The 15,127-nt window shown below is 60.5% G+C and carries 15 protein-coding genes; 2 read left to right on the plus strand and 13 right to left on the minus strand.

Annotation, left to right across the window (positions count from 1 at the left end; all coding sequences use genetic code 11):
• The first annotated feature begins 234 nt into the window (after nucleotides 1-234).
• Nucleotides 235-1,188 carry a radical SAM/SPASM domain-containing protein gene (locus K7W03_RS23575; RefSeq protein ID WP_222887483.1) on the plus strand — a complete coding sequence of 318 codons (954 nt, stop codon included), beginning with the start codon at nucleotides 235-237 and terminating at the stop codon, nucleotides 1,186-1,188.
• A gap of 47 nt (nucleotides 1,189-1,235) precedes the next feature.
• Complete coding sequence (locus K7W03_RS23580) at nucleotides 1,236-1,988, plus strand: TylF/MycF/NovP-related O-methyltransferase (RefSeq protein WP_222887484.1); 753 nt, start codon at nucleotides 1,236-1,238, stop codon at nucleotides 1,986-1,988.
• A gap of 16 nt (nucleotides 1,989-2,004) precedes the next feature.
• Here the strand turns inward: K7W03_RS23580 and K7W03_RS23585 are convergent, their stop codons facing one another.
• The 13 genes from K7W03_RS23585 to K7W03_RS23645 form a co-directional block, all read right to left on the minus strand.
• Nucleotides 2,005-2,634, minus strand: a complete 630-nt coding sequence (locus K7W03_RS23585) for a class I SAM-dependent methyltransferase (protein WP_222887485.1) — start codon at nucleotides 2,632-2,634, stop codon at nucleotides 2,005-2,007.
• A gap of 478 nt (nucleotides 2,635-3,112) precedes the next feature.
• Nucleotides 3,113-3,352, minus strand: coding sequence for a DUF2274 domain-containing protein (locus K7W03_RS23590; protein WP_222887486.1), 240 nt, complete (start codon nucleotides 3,350-3,352; stop codon nucleotides 3,113-3,115).
• A 9-nt stretch (nucleotides 3,353-3,361) separates the two neighbouring features.
• Nucleotides 3,362-4,621, minus strand: coding sequence for a TrbI/VirB10 family protein (locus K7W03_RS23595; protein WP_222887487.1), 1,260 nt, complete (start codon nucleotides 4,619-4,621; stop codon nucleotides 3,362-3,364).
• A complete protein-coding gene (gene trbG / locus K7W03_RS23600) occupies nucleotides 4,618-5,475 on the minus strand; it encodes a P-type conjugative transfer protein TrbG (RefSeq protein WP_222887488.1) in 858 nt (285 codons plus the stop codon). Before trbG ends, K7W03_RS23595 begins: the two co-directional genes overlap by 4 nt.
• Nucleotides 5,472-6,248, minus strand: coding sequence for a conjugal transfer protein TrbF (gene trbF, locus K7W03_RS23605; protein WP_222887489.1), 777 nt, complete (start codon nucleotides 6,246-6,248; stop codon nucleotides 5,472-5,474). The genes trbG and trbF overlap by 4 nt, the downstream gene beginning before the upstream one ends.
• A gap of 1 nt (nucleotide 6,249) precedes the next feature.
• Nucleotides 6,250-7,545, minus strand: a complete 1,296-nt coding sequence (gene trbL / locus K7W03_RS23610; protein ID WP_044660266.1) for a P-type conjugative transfer protein TrbL — start codon at nucleotides 7,543-7,545, stop codon at nucleotides 6,250-6,252.
• Between the two features lie 126 nt (nucleotides 7,546-7,671).
• Nucleotides 7,672-8,421 carry a P-type conjugative transfer protein TrbJ gene (gene trbJ / locus K7W03_RS23615; protein ID WP_222887490.1) on the minus strand — a complete coding sequence of 250 codons (750 nt, stop codon included), beginning with the start codon at nucleotides 8,419-8,421 and terminating at the stop codon, nucleotides 7,672-7,674.
• A 1-nt stretch (nucleotide 8,422) separates the two neighbouring features.
• On the minus strand, nucleotides 8,423-10,873 hold the full coding sequence (trbE, locus tag K7W03_RS23620; protein ID WP_222887491.1) for a conjugal transfer protein TrbE: 2,451 nt from the start codon (nucleotides 10,871-10,873) through the stop codon (nucleotides 8,423-8,425).
• The gene (locus K7W03_RS23625) at nucleotides 10,867-11,127 is read right to left on the minus strand and encodes a VirB3 family type IV secretion system protein (RefSeq protein WP_044660269.1); all 261 of its coding nucleotides are present in this window, start codon (nucleotides 11,125-11,127) and stop codon (nucleotides 10,867-10,869) included. The genes trbE and K7W03_RS23625 overlap by 7 nt, the downstream gene beginning before the upstream one ends.
• A complete protein-coding gene (locus K7W03_RS23630) occupies nucleotides 11,124-11,471 on the minus strand; it encodes a TrbC/VirB2 family protein (protein WP_222887492.1) in 348 nt (115 codons plus the stop codon). Before K7W03_RS23630 ends, K7W03_RS23625 begins: the two co-directional genes overlap by 4 nt.
• Nucleotides 11,468-12,424 (minus strand): P-type conjugative transfer ATPase TrbB, encoded by a 957-nt coding sequence (trbB, locus tag K7W03_RS23635; protein WP_222887494.1) that lies wholly within the window; start codon nucleotides 12,422-12,424, stop codon nucleotides 11,468-11,470. The genes K7W03_RS23630 and trbB overlap by 4 nt, the downstream gene beginning before the upstream one ends.
• A 62-nt stretch (nucleotides 12,425-12,486) precedes the next feature.
• Complete coding sequence (locus K7W03_RS23640; protein WP_048578000.1) at nucleotides 12,487-12,903, minus strand: hypothetical protein; 417 nt, start codon at nucleotides 12,901-12,903, stop codon at nucleotides 12,487-12,489.
• Entirely contained in the window at nucleotides 12,900-14,921 is a 2,022-nt protein-coding gene (locus K7W03_RS23645; RefSeq protein ID WP_222887493.1) for a conjugal transfer protein TraG, read from the minus strand. The genes K7W03_RS23640 and K7W03_RS23645 overlap by 4 nt, the downstream gene beginning before the upstream one ends.
• Nucleotides 14,922-15,127: the final 206 nt, after the last annotated feature.

Raw genomic sequence — 15,127 nt, forward strand, 5'->3', positions numbered from 1 at the left:
GCCTGCAAAACCGACCAGAGCTTCTCTGCAATGATCTATCTCGCCGCAGCCATCATCAACTCACGATGAATCCCCACAAACCCTAATCAAGCTTGGAGGAAAATCCGGGGGTCAGGTCAACTGGCCTCAACTGCCGGCCCTTTACGCGCCGGAAAGGTCGTGACTGGCCTTGTGCGTATGCACTGGCGATACTTTGCCTTCGGTCGTGGCCGTGGCCTGGCTACGATGCTACCGATGACCACGCCGATGAAGATTCACGTCGACCCGGCAAGTGGGTGCAATTTCCGCTGTTTCTTCTGCCCGCAAACCGATCCGGAAGCTCTGCGTCATGCTGGCGTGAAAGCGGGTGTCATGAAGCTCCCCATGCTTCGGAAGCTGGTGGATGACCTGGCATCGTTTCCTGGTCGGGTCGATGAGTTCGTGTTCGGCAACTACGGCGAGCCGCTATTGAACAAGAGTATCGCAGAGATGGTTCGGTATGCAACTGCGTCCGGCCGGATTCGCGAAGTCTCACTCATCACCAATGCAGCCATGCTGACGAAGGAAAAGGCTCAGGCACTTGTGAATGCGGGCCTGCAGAAAATCCGTATCAGCGTGGAGGCGCTGAGTGATGAAGGCTATCTGAAGACAACGAAGACCAAGACGGCGTTCGCTGAGATCGTCGAGAATATCCGGACCCTCCACAGGCTATCGCGTGGTAAGACGTTCATTTATGTGAAGATCATCGACACCGGGTTATCCGATGTTGAGAAACGTCATTTCTTCACGACATTCACGCCGATCGCCGACGCGGTATCAATTGAAAATTTAATGCCCGTCACCGAAGAAGCGGCCACCGTCGTAGGTGAAAACGGGAAAGGCATGACTGGCGTTAGCCTGTCGACGGGTCGCTCTGTCTGCCCGTCTCCCTTTTACTCGCTGTCGGTTCACATGGACGGAGATGTCGGGGTCTGCTGTTCCGACTGGCATCACAAGACCAACGTCGGCTCATTTAAGGAGCGATCGCTGTCGGAAATATGGAACGGTGAAGAGTTACGACGTTTCCGCTCCGACCAGTTGAGGAAATCTTGGCGCCAGATGCCGCAGTGCGCAGGCTGCGAAATGGTCAACCACTATCCAATATACGAGGATCTGGATCAGGACCGCGACCGATTGACGCCCGCTTACGCCACTAGCTGTTGCGCGTAGTCGTCACCTAAACGGCGTTCAAGTTAAAGCTAGGGGATATAGCCACAATGAAACTGGCAACGTTGAATGTGAACTCATCAAGGACTGTGGCGGCGATCAAGTCCCTTGTCCCACCAGTACTTTACCATGCGGCCTATCAGGCGCTGATCGTCAAGAATATCCCTGGTAAAAACACATATCGTCCGCATTATTCACCCTGGCTGGAGCCGGATTTTCAGAAACTATCTGCCGAAGTCTATGGTAATACATGCCTAAAACCTGAAAGCCTCTACACACTGCTTCACCATCTGCGGGAAACACTACACTTGGAGGGTGACGCTCTGGAGTGCGGCGTCTGGCGGGGCGGCTCGGCAAAGCTGCTGTTCGATATGCTTCGCGGTTCGACAAAGACCCTGCATCTGTTCGATTCGTTTGAAGGGATGGCCGTTGCGAATGATGCGTTAGATCAACATGAGGCGGGCGATTTTAGCGACACCTCTTTGGATTATGTGCGGCGCTTCGTATCTGGCGGCGCCAAAACCGGTCTGGCCTTTCATAAGGGCTGGATACCCCAGAGTTTCGCCGGGCTCGATGACCTGATGTTCTGCTTTGCTCACATCGATTTGGATCTGCACCAGTCGATCCTCGATGCGCTGGAATTCATCTATCCTCGGATGACCCCACATGGCGTGATTATTTTCGACGATTATGGATTCGCGTCGTGCCCGGGCGCGCGAAAGGCTGTCGATGATTTCTTCGCTAACAAGCCTGAAACACCGTTTGTGCTGACCACGGCGCAAGCAATCGTTGTGAAGAGATAAAATGCCTCCAATATCCTTATAGGCGCCATGATAACCGACATGCCACCTGCAAGATATGCACTTGATTTCCGGCAACTTCGGTTACAAGTATATTTCTTTTTAACACATCAAATCCGCAATTTTCTAAAAGAGCATCCATAGACGATTGTGAATAAAAATTGACATGCTCATGCCAGTGTCTTTTTTTCTTTTCTTTCTCTATTATTTCAGTACGCATCAACTCTTCATAAGGGACCTCTATGTAAAGGATAGATTCACTATCCATTGTTTCTCGCACCGGGAGCAAGACATCCAAAGGAAATGGAATATGCTCGAGAATTTGCGAACAAATTACTAAGCGGTATTTTGATGATGTTGCCTGTTCGCGGGTGACAGCCCTCGCATCTCCTTCGACGACTTTGCCGCTTATATCGAAAATATCCAAACTAACCCGCCGTTTTTCGAAGGGCGTGTTCGCTCCAGTGTCACCTCCCCAGTCCAAGATGGTCAACGGATCTTTGACGAAGGTCGATAGAAACTCCTCTATATCACCTTTGTAGGTAATAGATTGGGCTAACCTATTATTCCGCTCACGATAGCCAGGCTCGTAATATTCTCGCAAACTCACATAGGCTTCTTCACGGTAACCCGAATAGATGGAATTCATCTCTTCGTCTGAAAATCTAATATCGCAGAAAAGATGATCGCACCTACGACACCTTAGTGTCTTACATATCGAATAGGCGTTCCCATTCTGGATCGTTTTCAGGCCCCAGCTATCATCGATGATTACAGGACGCCACCCAAATGCTCGATCGGCAATGAAAGGCATCAAGACAGCAGGCGAATGGGCCAAGTCGTCTGACCCGCAACATACGCAGGAGGAAGCCAACCGTTGCCGCGCAAATGCTGCACGCACCAAGTCATTCTTGAATTCCATTCACACCCCCCGAACTCGCTCTTTGTCGCCATACAGCAACGACCTTAGCGAAATATTGCTGGTCGTCGACCGGGGCGCAAACAGGGCGTATTTCCATCGAAAGTTGGCCCAGAAACGGAGTGAACCCGCCTACCGAACCACAGAGGCAAAAACCGGCATGCAATGCAGGTCTTTCACAAGGGATACTCGCACGATCAGACGGTTATCATTCAGTGCGTTCAGGAGGACGTAGCCTATTCCTGCGCCTGGCGGCAAATACTCGATCGCCTTCAAGGAAAGCCTCCAGCATCGCCGGTATCAATTCCGTGATGGACTCCTCCCTGCCGTAAGTCTGGCTGTATAACGCCGCATATTCGACAATTGCCTGATGCAGGTCAGGAAGAATCGAAATTGTGACCCTCACGGGCGTTCGATCAGGAATGCGCGGCAGTTTCAGGTCAGCCATATGCTGCTCCTATTCTTTCCATGGAGGAAGGATGAGATCGCGATGAACCAGCAATCGTACCGGCGTTCCTGGACGGATGATGATCGTCGGCTGCACCTGAAGATTGCGGGAGGTGATCTGATCACCGGCTCGCGAAACATTCTGCTGGGTCCCCTCGCGGACAGCCCGCACCAGATCGCTCTCACCGGAAATGGAGATATTGGCGCCAACACCCAGCAAGGTCGATATCGCCACCCCCTGCAGCAATCGCAGGCTATGATAATCGACCTTGTCCGCCAGCCCCGCATAACCGGATGTGTCGGTCGCCGGCGCATTGTCCAGCCGGATTGCACTGCCATCGGGCATGATGATGCGCTGCCAGATGACCAGGGCGCGCTTCTGCCCATAGCTGATGCCGCTATCGTAGCGGCCGATCAGCCGCGCGCCCTGCGGAATAAGCAAGGTTCGACCGCTTGGACTGTCGTAAACACGTTCCGAGACCTGAGCGGTCACAAGGCCCGGAAGGTCGGATCGCAGGCCTGTGATCAAGCTGGCGGCAATCACGGTACCGGCTGACACTATGTTCGGCGACATGGGCGGCTCCAGACTGTGCGAATTGACGTCGCCCTCTGTCTGAGACGACATCATGAAACGCTGCTTCCTCGCCTGCCCGTTTGGATCGAGATCCTGATCGGGCGCCGACGCCTCTGGCACGTTTGCTGCCGGCGTAACCTGCGACGGTGCCACGAGTTCGGCGCTGGCTGCTTCTCCAGCCTTTTGCGCGGTGATCGCCAGCAAGGAAGATTGCCGGGCAGCTTCTAGATCGGCAGCGGCTTTTTCGCGCGCAGCAGCCGCAGCTTGTGCATTGGAGTCCGGCCGCATGCCAACCCAATCATCTCCTTCTCGTTGCCGCTTCAGGATCGGGCGTCCCAGATCGCCGGGCAATGGCTGTCCGAGCTTCGGCACCGCATCATAGCTTTTGGGCAATCCTGCCAGCTGATCCGGTGGTAGACGCGAAGCCTCGGCCTCAGTCATCGACATGCCGATAGCCATTGGTCGGCGTGGCGCCAGCGCCCACCACATCGTGGCCGCCATTCCAATGGAAAAAATGGCGACACCGCCCACCAGAATGTTGCGCCTAAATCTCAGCGCTTTTACCGGTTGAGCCCGCATTTGCAGCGCTGCCGGATTTTCCTTTGGCCGGACTTCTTCCGTCGGTGTGTGAGCAGCGCTCTCTCCCAGCCGTTCGTCGCTCGACGGGATCTCTGTCGGCGCCTCCGATCCGCTCATGACGCCCTCCGTCGGCGAGTTGAGCCAGTCCGTACGACCCTCACAACCTGCTGTTTTCTAGTGCCAAAACGCAGTTCAGCCTGGTCGAAGATCCGGTCGACGATGTAGAAGCGGTCCCTGAGCCGATAATTCACGAGCTGCGCCTCCCCCTTGCCATCGACGAGAAAGAGTGGAGGCGCATCGCCAACAACGATCGACGCTGGAAACTCGATATAGGTCTGCCGGCCGTCATCAAAAGCGCGGAGCGGACGCCACGTCGGGGTATCGCCCGAAATTGCATAATTGAAATGCAGCTGCTCGACCTGAATGCCTGCCGCGATGGGTTCGGCGGCACGGGCCGCGTCATTCGCGCGGCGCAGCGTCAGCAGGGCATCTTCGGGATAGCTCCACGAAATGCCCGTCAGCGCGGTCCGCGCGGTGCTGAACAGCGCCAGGTGATAGGCACGGCGATCGGTCGTGATGAGCAAGTTGGTCGACAGGCCCGTCAGGCTGGGTTTGACCAATATATGAGTCCGCTTGGTCGCTCCGTTGCCGCTGGACGTATCGCCTATGACCCAGCGAACGGTATCACCGCTTGCAACGGAGACGAGCATTTCCCCCTGCTCCAGCGCGATGTCCGTTATACGTTCGGGCGCGGTGATCAGCTTGTAGATCGTCCCCGCCGAATAAGGGTAAATCTGTACCGCATTCAGGAATGCATCTGTTTTGGGGCCCAAGGTGGCATGGCGATTGGCGAGTTCGACATTTGCCAGGCCGCGATTCTGCGCCTGCGCCGACCTGTTTCCCCCATCGGCGATGGCGGGCGATGCGATCATGGCCAGCATGGCGAACGAAATGGTTGATTTATGGATCATGGCTGCGCCTCCATCCTGTCGGCCGATGGGTTGGAAATGGCTGTTACCGCCGCTGTCCGGGACGGGGCCGATCGTAGCTGGGTGGCGTCGCCCTCGATCTCCCGGCTCCAGTCAATCGCATCGACATAGATGCCGAGCGGATTACGGCGGAGATCATCGGCGGTTCGCGGAACCTTGGTGACGATGGTCAATATCGCCGTCCAGCGCGACGAGCCCGCCTGGCTTCCCCGCTCATATTCGCTCTCGGTCCATTTCACCTGAAAGGATCTGTTCGACGCGCGCAGGACGCTCGTCACCTGCACCGAAGCCGTCTGTTCGCCGATCCGGGAGAAGGGTTGCCGCGCCCGCGCATATTCCCCCAGGAAAATGGCGCCCCGTTCGCTGGCAAAATCATAAGCCTGCAACCAATTCCGGCGCATCAGCACAGGATCGAGCGACACGCCGCGTACATTCTCTGTGAAGCGCGCCAGCTGATAGGCGATTTGCGGATCGGTCGGCTGATAATCCGCCTCGGCCTGCGACACCGCCCTCGCCTCACCCAGTCGATCCACCTCTACGACATAGGGCACAACGCGGCTTTGCAGCGATTGCCAGATCAGGCCTGATGCCATCGCGCTCGACAAGGCCAACGTACCGAAAGCCATCAATCGCCAGTTCCGCGCCTGCACGCGCGCGCTTCCGATCCGCTCGTCCCAGAGCTGGCCCGCTCGCTGGTACGGCGTTTCCGGCGCGGGAGTCTGGCCATAACGCTGGACTGCTCGTCGAAAGATCATCTCAGTCGTCCTTTTCATGAATATCGGGGGTGACCGACGCGCCGCCGCGATCACCTTCCTTCAATGTCTGCGCGGCAAGGTGACGGTGATGGCGCCCGTCCTGCCGACGTTGCATCGCCTGCGCCCAGTCCGGTACATCGCCCTGCTTTGCTCCGGCTGATTTTGCACTGCCCGTGCCCAGCGCCGACCAGGCCGCCTCCCGTCCACGCTCGGCGGCGTCGGCGATACCCAGGCTGCTCGCAGCCTTGTTGCGGACGGCATGTCCGGCTGCCGTGGCGACACCACTCAGGCCGGCAGCCGTGCCCCACGAGCCGGAAGTCTCCTGGCCTAGCTTGTAGGCTGCCTGCGCCGCCGTCCCCATCATGGTGCCGGCCCGGATCGCGGATAGTGCGCCACCGGCAAGCGCTCGGCCGCCACCGATCGCGGCGGCACCGCCCAGAACCGCGACCCCGGCGGCACCAGCCACGCTGCCAACGGCGGCGCCCGCTCCCAATTGCGGCGCTCCGGCGGCAAGGCCCGATGCCATGGCAGGCGCAAAGATGCCAAGGCCGAACAGGGCCAGCGCCGCCAGCACCAGGCTCATGGCGGCGCCGATGTCGGGTTCCTGCCCCTTGAGGGCATCTACCATCTGCGAAAAGAAGCTGGAGCCGATCCCGACAATCACGCCCAGCACCATGACCTTGATGCCGGAACTCACGACATGACCCAGCACGCGTTCAGCGAGAAAGCTCGTGCGGTTCCAGAGCGCGAAGGGAACGAGAATGAAACCCGCCAGCGACACGAGCTTGAACTCGATCACGGTGACGAACATCTGCACGGCAAGGATGAAGAAGGCCAGAATGACGATCACCCAGGCGAACAGCAAAATGGCGATCGTCAGAAAATTGTCGAAAAAGCTGGTGAACCCCATCAGATCGGACGCCTGATCGAGCAGCGGCCACGCCGCCTCGAAACCGGCTCCGGCCAACCTTCCGGGCTTCAGCAGATCCTCCGCCGAGATGCTGCCCCCACCCGCCGTCAGCCCGGCCGCGGCAAAGGAACGGAAGATGATTTCGGAAAGAGAGGAGAAGCTGTTGATGATGAAGGCAAAGGCGCCAACGAAGAGGATTTTCTTCAGGAACCGCCCGATCACATCATGCTCGCCGCCCATCGCCCAGAAAAGCCCTGCGAGGGTCATGTCGATGCCAATCAACGTGGCCGTCAAGAACCGCACATCGCCGCCCAGCAGGCCGAAGCCGCTGTCGATATAAGCGATGAAGGCCGCGAGAAATTGGTCGATGACATTGAGATCATTCATGAGACAGGGTCCTCATGGACTTTGGTGTCGCGGAGCCCCGCTGCGAGAGGGGCTATTGATGAGCGAGGCTCCGCGACGAGGCAGCGTCCGGCCGTGGGGGAGCGGCGGGACCGGCGCTGCCTCATCTCAATTCCGGTTATAGGCGGTGCCGGACCCAAGAAATTGCCTGGTCGCCGCCCGCGCATCGGCTTCCGCCTGGATCCGGCGCGCCTCTTCGACCGCCTGCGCGCGGAAATGCGCGGCCATCATATTTTGGATCTGAAGCTGCTGCTTGGTGGCCAATGCCAGCAACTGGCTGGTCGCCTGGGCCGCCTGCAATGCGCCCTCGGCGCCCTGGCTTTTCCCTACAAGCGTTTCGATGGCGTCAGCGTCCTGGGCGACGTTGCCCACCACCTGCGACTGGATGCGCATGGACTGTTGATACGCATCCTTGGCAGCGTCGAAACGTTCCCGCGCGGATGCCAGGCGTTCGTCGCTGCGCATCGCAGCGTCGTAATTGTCGGGAAACAACCGCTTGAACCGGCTGTCGAGCGTGTCGATCCGAAAGTCGATGCCTTGGGCAGCCGCCATCAACTGGTCGACGGCGCGCAATTTATTCGTCAGCTCGGTGAGTTCGGGAAAGCTGATGCGGCTCAGATTCTTCGCCATGTTGGTCAGCATCGACGCTTCATTCTGGAGCGACTGGATCTGCTGGTGGATCTGCTGGAGCGTTCGGGCAGCGGTCAGCAGGTTCTGCGCATAATTGGCGCTGTCGAATACGGGGATGGCATAAGCGGGCCGGCTCTGGAGGAGCAGACCACCGCCCATCGCACCGGCCCCGCCCAATGCGAGGACAGAAGCCACCAGATATTTGCGGAGCGGAATGCGCGCTTTCATCTCATTTCTCCTTGGACTGGAGGGAAGCAGGGGATGGGAAAAGCTCAAGATCGTCCGCTGCTGCTGGGAGGCCGCAGCCGCGCAGGAAGTGGCCCGCAAATCCGTCGAGACCATGTCCGGTGATGATCGCATCGATCCGGCTCTGGCTGTCGGGGTCAGACGCACCGCATAGAGCGAGGGCGACCGGTCCCAGATCCAGTTCGAACAGACGGTTGCCGCGTTGGGACTGGAGATAATAATGGCGCTTGGGCGTCGCGCGGCTGATGAGCTCGATCTGGCGCGCATTGAGGCCGAAACGCTCATAGGCTGCCCGCGATTGCGGTTCGACCGCCCGATCATTGGGAAGCAGGATGCGCTGGGGACAGCTTTCGATGATGGCAGGCGCAATGCTGCTCTCGCTGATATCGGCAAGGCTCTGTGTCGCGAACAGCACCGCCGCATTCTTCTTCCGGAGCGTCTTCAGCCATTCCCGGATGCGCGCGGCGAAGAGCGGATCGTCAAACAGGCTCCAGGCCTCGTCCAGGATCATCAGCGTCGGCCGGCCGTCAAAGCGCTGCTCGATCCGATGGAAAAGATAGGTGAGGACCGGAGCGGCCAGCCCCTTGCGCCCCATCAACGCCTCGGTTTCGAAACATTGGACATCGCGCTGCGCGAGGCGCTCCTTCGCGGCGTCCAGATATCCGCCATGGCTGCCATCCAGCATATAGGGCGCGAGCGCCAGCCGAAGGGCATTGGACTGGAGAAGAAGCGACAGGCCGGTCAGCGTCCGCTGTTCGACCGGGGCCGTTGCCAGGCTGGAGAGCGCCGACCAGAGCGCGTCCTTGATCTCGGGGGTCAGCAGCACGCCTTCCTGCGCGAAAATGCCGCCCAGCCACTCGGCCGCCCAACTGCGCTCGCTTTCCCTGTCGATGTCGCGCAATGGCTGGAAGGAAAGCAGATCGCCTTCCCCATTGCCGGCGCCCAGCGCATGGTTGCTGCCCCCCATAGCGAGCACTGCGGCGCGCGCCGAGCGGCCCATGTCGAACATGATGACGCGGGCACCGGCATAACGGCGAAACTGGAAGGCGATGAAGGAAAGGAGAACCGACTTTCCTGCGCCGGTCGGGCCCACGACCATCATATGCCCAACGTCACCGACATGGGTCGACAGGCGAAACGGCGTCGATCCGCTGGTTTTTGCCTGGAAGAGCGGCGGCCCGGCGAGGTGGCGATTGCCACGCGGTCCGGCCCAGACCGCGGAAAGCGGCATCAGATGGGCGAGGTTTAGGCTATGCACCAGCGGCTGTCTCACGTTGGCGTAGACCTGCCCGGGCAGGCCCGACAGCCATGCCTCGACCGCGTTGACGGTTTCGCGGATGCAGGTGAAGCCAAGGCCGTTTACGACCCGTTCGACGGCGCGAACCTTGGCGTCGACGGCCGCAGCATCGCGATCCATCACCGTTATCGTGGTGGTCAGATATCCGAAGGCGACATGATCGCCGCCCAGCGCCTGCAGGGCGAGGTCTGCGTCGATCACCTTGTTGTCTGCGTCGCTGTCGAGCAGCTGGGCCGGCTGATTGTACATCACCTCGCGCAGCAGCGCCGCGACCGATTTGCGCTTGTTAAACCATTGCCGCCGGAGCTTTGTCAGCGCGCGGGCGGCATCGCTCTTATCGAGCGCGATGTAGCGCGTGACCCAGCGATAGCCGAAATTCTGGTGATTGAGGGCGTCGAGCAGGCCGGGTCTGCTCATATTGGGGAAAGCGAGCAGCGTCAGCGTACGGATGTGCTGCCCGCCAAGGCGCGGTTCGAGACCGCCGACAAGCGGCGTGTCCGCCAGCAGGCCGTCGAGATAGAAGGGCGTCTCAGGGACATGCACGCCATGATCCCGATCCGACACGGCCGCATGGAGAAAGGTCAGGGTTGCGGCATCATCCAGCGGCTGGATTTCAGGCATGAAAGTGCTGAACAGATCGATGATCCGCCCTGTCTCGGCCATGAAGCCGCCGAGCACCTGACGCCAATCACGCTGCCTGTCCTTCCCTTCGCGTTCGACAAGATGCCGTCCAGCCGCATCGCTGCTGTCAGCAGGCGGCAGCCACAGGAGGGTTGCGTGATATACGCTCTCGAAATGCTGCTCGTGAGACGCGAATTGCGCACGCCGTTCCTGATCCACGAGCCAGGAAGCGGGATCGACGAAAACGCCATCGGGATAACCCTGCGCTTCCCGTCGGTGGGCCTCGAAGAAAATCGCCCAGCCCGAACCGAGCCTTTTCAAAACATTATTCGCGCGCGCGCAGGTGGCGACCAGTTCCGCTTCCGTTGCGCTCTCAAGGTCTGGCCCACGGAAGCGGAATGTGCGCTGGAAACTGCCATCCTTATTGAGGACCACGCCGGGCGCGACGAGCGCGGCCCAAGGCAGATGGTCGGCAATGCGGTCGGCGCGGGAGCGATATTCAGACAGGTTCAGCATGCCCAATATCCCTTCTGGCGTAGATGGCGAAGCAGGACGGGCGCAAAATCAGGATCGCGCCGGGTCGCTATGACCGCGATGCTGTGCCCGATCGCCCATGCCGCGATCCCGACCAGCCATATCTGAAGGCCAAGGCCGATCGCAGCGGCCAGCGTCCCGTTGACGATCGACAGGCCACGAGGCGCCCCGCCCAGCAAAATGGGCGAGGCGAGGCTCGCATGGATGGGGACCTCGAAGCCTTCGATCGCGCTCATGCCACGAGCGCCCCGCCGCCGAAGCTGAAAAAGGAAAGGAAGAAGGACGATGCGGCAAAAGCGATGGAAAGGCCGAAGACGATCTGGATCAGGCGGCGAAATCCACCCGAGGTCTCACCAAAGGCAAGCGTGAGGCCTGTCGTGATGATGATGATCACGGCGACGATCTTCGCCACCGGTCCCTGCACCGATTCCAGCACCTGTTCAAGCGGCTGCTCCCAGGGCATGCCGGAGCCGGCGGCGTGCGCGGCGGCCGAAGCCATGGCAAGGCCCGCGGCAAGCATGATGGCGACGGACCCGGCGCCGTGAAGGACGGCTGGTTGGGGGGATGATATTCTAGTCATAAAGCTAATCCTGTGGGGGTTGGAGGGACGAGGAGTTCGGTGAGCCGATAGCCGCCCTGCGTGTCGAGACCATCGACGCGCGCGAGACTGGTGACGCGCCGCGACGCGCCGCGCCCGGACATAAAGACGATGAGGTCGATGGCATCCGCGATAAGGGCGCGCGGAACCGTCGCCACGGCCTCCTGCACCAGGCTCTCGATGCGGCCGAGCGCAGCGGCGGAACCATTGGCGTGGACGGTCGCAATCCCGCCGGGGTGACCTGTATTCCAGGCCTTGAGCATGTCGAGGGCTTCGGGTCCCCTCACCTCGCCGACAATGATCCGGTCGGGCCGCAACCGGAGCGTGGAACGCACCAGGTCGGTCATGGTGACGATGCCCGCCCGCGTGCGCAGCGCCACGGTGTCGACCGAGGGGCTTTGCAATTCGCGCGTGTCTTCGATCAGGATCAGCCGTTCCTCCCTGGCCCCGATCTCGCCCAGCAGGGCATTGGCGAGGGTCGTCTTGCCAGAGCTGGTGGCGCCGGCGACTAGGATGTTCCACCGTTCATGCACCGCGCGACGCAGAAGCGCCGCGGCGGTATCGCTGATGATGCCATCGCTGACATAATCGTCCATGCTGTAGGGCCGGGACGCCGGCTTGCGGATCGCGAAGCAGGGGCCGACCGCAACCGGCGGCAGGATCGCTTCAAATCGCTCGCCGGCCCTTCCTTCTGTCTGCGGCGGCAATTCCGCTGATAATATGGGTGCGTCGGCATGAACCTCCGTGCGCACATGCGAGGCGACCAGGCGGATGATCCGTTCGACTTCGCTGGGCCCAAGGACAATATCGGTATCGACACGTCCTTCACCCAGCAGGTCGAGCCGCAGGGCGCCATCGGGATTGACCATGATCTCGATGACGCGGGGATCGTCAAGCGCCGCAGCGATCGCCGGTCCCATCGCGCTGTGCAGCATGGCTTTGCGCCGTCCGGCTGCCGTTTCATCGTGCGTCGTCGCGGTGAATGTTTCGTGCCGGGTCACCCCTCGCCTCCTTCGGCCGATGGGGCCGCGATCGTCCGCTTGCCGGTTGCAAGCTGGCGGCCAACCTGGCTGATGAACGCCTCGAAGCGCTGACGGCCCTGAGCCCGTCCAACCTCGTCATTCTCCCCGAGCGGGGGTGTCACCATGAGCTGGTAGCGGATGAACAAAGCGAGGCTTTCGACCATAATGTCGATGTCGCGGCGGGCGGCTGCCAGTTCCTTCGACAGTTCATTGAGGCGCATGCGCAGCGCCGCTTCCGCCTCACTCGCGCCGCGATGGCGCAGCCATGTCCGCAACGCATCGTTGACCAATCGGCTTTTATTCCCTGCATGGCCGGTAGCCATGGCATCGAGCGCATCGCCGATCTCGCGGTCGATATAGAGATTCTGGCGGATCTTGGGCGCGCGCTTCATAGCCCCAACGCCTTTTCATGGGTTGACGCGACATCGATGGCATGGCCGCGGATGACCGGCGCAATGCGCTGCGCCTGCTCCATCGCGCGCTTGTCGGAAACGACATCCTCATCCTCGATGATGGAGCGATCCATCTCCAATTCGGAATTCTGCCTGCCGGTCCGAATCTCGGTTTCAAACGCCGGATGCCGATGCTGCTCGCGCCCGCCTTCGTCGGCCGCCTGCCCGGTGACAGCGGCGGCAACCATTTTGCCTCCTGGCTCGGCAGCCGCGCTCCAATCATCCTGCCGCGACGGGGGAATGTCGGAATAGGCCTTGTCGCTCAGCAGCGGCGGCGCTCCGATACGAGCGGCGAAATTGGGATCGCTATAATAGCGCAGCTTCTTCGCGCGGATCGGCGCCATGCCGGCGACGAGGACCAGTTCCTCCTCGGTCGAAAGCTGCATGACTTCGCCTGGTGTCAGAAGCTGGCGCGCGGTTTCCTGACGGCTGACCATGACATGGGCCAGCCACGGCGCCAGACGGTGCCCCGCATAGTTGCGCATGGCGCGTTGTTCGGTCGCCGTCCCCAGCGCATCGGATATACGCTTCGCCGTCCGATCGTCATTGGTCGCAAAGGCGATACGGACGTGGCAATTATCGAGAATGGCATTGTGCTCGCCATAGGCCTTTTCGATCTGGTTAAGGCTCTGCGCGATCAGGAAGGCCCGGATCCCGTAACCGGCCATGAAGGCAAGGCTCGTTTCGAAGAAATCCAGCCGGCCAAGCGCGGGGAACTCATCCAGCATCATGAGGAGTTGGTGCCGTTGATCTTTCCCGGCCGACTGATCGAGGCGCTCGGTCAGCCGCCGTCCGATCTGGTTGAGGATCAGCCGGATCAGCGGCTTGGTACGGCTGATGTCGGACGGCGGCACCACCAGATAAAGCGAACAGGGCTGCGTGCCCTCCATGAGATCGGCGATCCGCCAGTCGCAGCGCGACGTCACTTGCGCGACAGTGGGATCGCGATAGAGGCCAAGGAAGGACATGGCGGTCGAAAGCACGCCCGATCGTTCATTCTCGCTCTTGTTCAGCAATTCCCGGGCGACGGAGGCGACGACAGGATGGACCTGCGGATGCTCCTTCGTCCCGAGATGGTTGGCGGTCATCATGAGATGGAGCGTTGCCGCAAAGCTTCGGCGGGGATCGGAAAGAAAGGTCGCCACATGGGCGAGCGTCTTTTCCTCCTCGGCATAGAGAATATGGAGAATGGCGCCGACCAGCAGGGAATGGCTGGTCTTTTCCCAGTGGTTCCGGGTTGTCAGCGCGCCCTCGGGATCGACGAGGATATCGGCGATATTCTGGACGTCCCGGACCTCGTCCGCGCCGCGGCGAACCTCAAGCAGGGGATTGTAGCGGGCAGAGCGTGCATCCGTTGGATTGAACAGCAGGCAATGCGAGAAACGGGCGCGCCAGCCTGCCGTCAGGGTCCAGTTCTCCCCCTTGATGTCGTGAATGACCGCGGACCCGGTCCAGGACAACAGGGTCGGCACGACCAGGCCAACGCCCTTGCCCGAACGCGTGGGCGCAAAGGCCATGACATGCTCAGGCCCCTCATGACGCAGATAATGGTCGCCATGGCGGCCGAGCACGACACCGGCCGGCCGATACAGTCCCGCCCGCCGCACATCCCTGTGGCTCGCCCAGCGCGCAGAGCCATAGGTCGTCACCTGCCGGGATTGGCGCGCGCGCCATAGCGAGCCGCAGATCGCGGCGGCGCAACCAACAAACCCGCTGGCCGCAGCCAGCGCGCCTGCCTTGTCGAAGACGATCGGCGCATAAGCGTCGAAATGATACCACCAGGCGAAAAGCGACCAGGGGCGATAGATCGGAATATCGCCGAGCATGAACCAGGAGGGCCCCAGCTGGGGTTGATAGGCGAGCATCACCGCCGCCCATTGGGTGGCTGCCCATAGGCCTGCAAGCACGATGGCCAGCACAATGAGGATCTGGCCGATCAGCAATTTGGTCGGGGTCACGGTTTTGCTCCCGCCCGCCGGACCAGTCCGGTTCGAGCGGGTTCAAGAATCCGCGAAAGCTTTTCAGAAGGACATGGTGCAGATCGGCCCAGATCGGCTCAATTCGGACGTCATCTACGGGTTAGCCCGCCTTATTCACCAAAAGTGTCCTGAAGGGTTGGCGGGAGTGGCGTAAGCCTCTGATCTGAATTAGGAACTGGGTGTCT

Origin of the sequence: Sphingobium sp. PNB (assembly GCF_019873065.1) — a bacterium.
In the GTDB taxonomy this organism is placed as follows: domain Bacteria; phylum Pseudomonadota; class Alphaproteobacteria; order Sphingomonadales; family Sphingomonadaceae; genus Sphingobium; species Sphingobium fuliginis.

Excerpts from the sequence above, each read along its gene's own strand:
- trbE (WP_222887491.1), bottom strand. The coding sequence starts at position 10,873 with ATGCTGAACCTGTCTGAATATCGCTCCCGCGCCGACCGCATTGCCGAC.
- trbB (WP_222887494.1), bottom strand. The coding sequence starts at position 12,424 with ATGCTGCACAGCGCGATGGGACCGGCGATCGCTGCGGCGCTTGACGAT.
- trbF (WP_222887489.1), bottom strand. The coding sequence starts at position 6,248 with ATGATCTTTCGACGAGCAGTCCAGCGTTATGGCCAGACTCCCGCGCCG.
- K7W03_RS23590 (WP_222887486.1), bottom strand. The coding sequence starts at position 3,352 with ATGGCTGACCTGAAACTGCCGCGCATTCCTGATCGAACGCCCGTGAGG.
- trbL (WP_044660266.1), bottom strand. The coding sequence starts at position 7,545 with ATGAATGATCTCAATGTCATCGACCAATTTCTCGCGGCCTTCATCGCT.
- trbG (WP_222887488.1), bottom strand. The coding sequence starts at position 5,475 with ATGATCCATAAATCAACCATTTCGTTCGCCATGCTGGCCATGATCGCA.
- K7W03_RS23630 (WP_222887492.1), bottom strand. The coding sequence starts at position 11,471 with ATGACTAGAATATCATCCCCCCAACCAGCCGTCCTTCACGGCGCCGGG.
- K7W03_RS23575 (WP_222887483.1), top strand. The coding sequence starts at position 235 with ATGACCACGCCGATGAAGATTCACGTCGACCCGGCAAGTGGGTGCAAT.
- K7W03_RS23580 (WP_222887484.1), top strand. The coding sequence starts at position 1,236 with ATGAAACTGGCAACGTTGAATGTGAACTCATCAAGGACTGTGGCGGCG.
- K7W03_RS23625 (WP_044660269.1), bottom strand. The coding sequence starts at position 11,127 with ATGAGCGCGATCGAAGGCTTCGAGGTCCCCATCCATGCGAGCCTCGCC.
- K7W03_RS23595 (WP_222887487.1), bottom strand. The coding sequence starts at position 4,621 with ATGAGCGGATCGGAGGCGCCGACAGAGATCCCGTCGAGCGACGAACGG.
- trbJ (WP_222887490.1), bottom strand. The coding sequence starts at position 8,421 with ATGAAAGCGCGCATTCCGCTCCGCAAATATCTGGTGGCTTCTGTCCTC.
- K7W03_RS23640 (WP_048578000.1), bottom strand. The coding sequence starts at position 12,903 with ATGAAGCGCGCGCCCAAGATCCGCCAGAATCTCTATATCGACCGCGAG.
- K7W03_RS23585 (WP_222887485.1), bottom strand. The coding sequence starts at position 2,634 with ATGAATTCCATCTATTCGGGTTACCGTGAAGAAGCCTATGTGAGTTTG.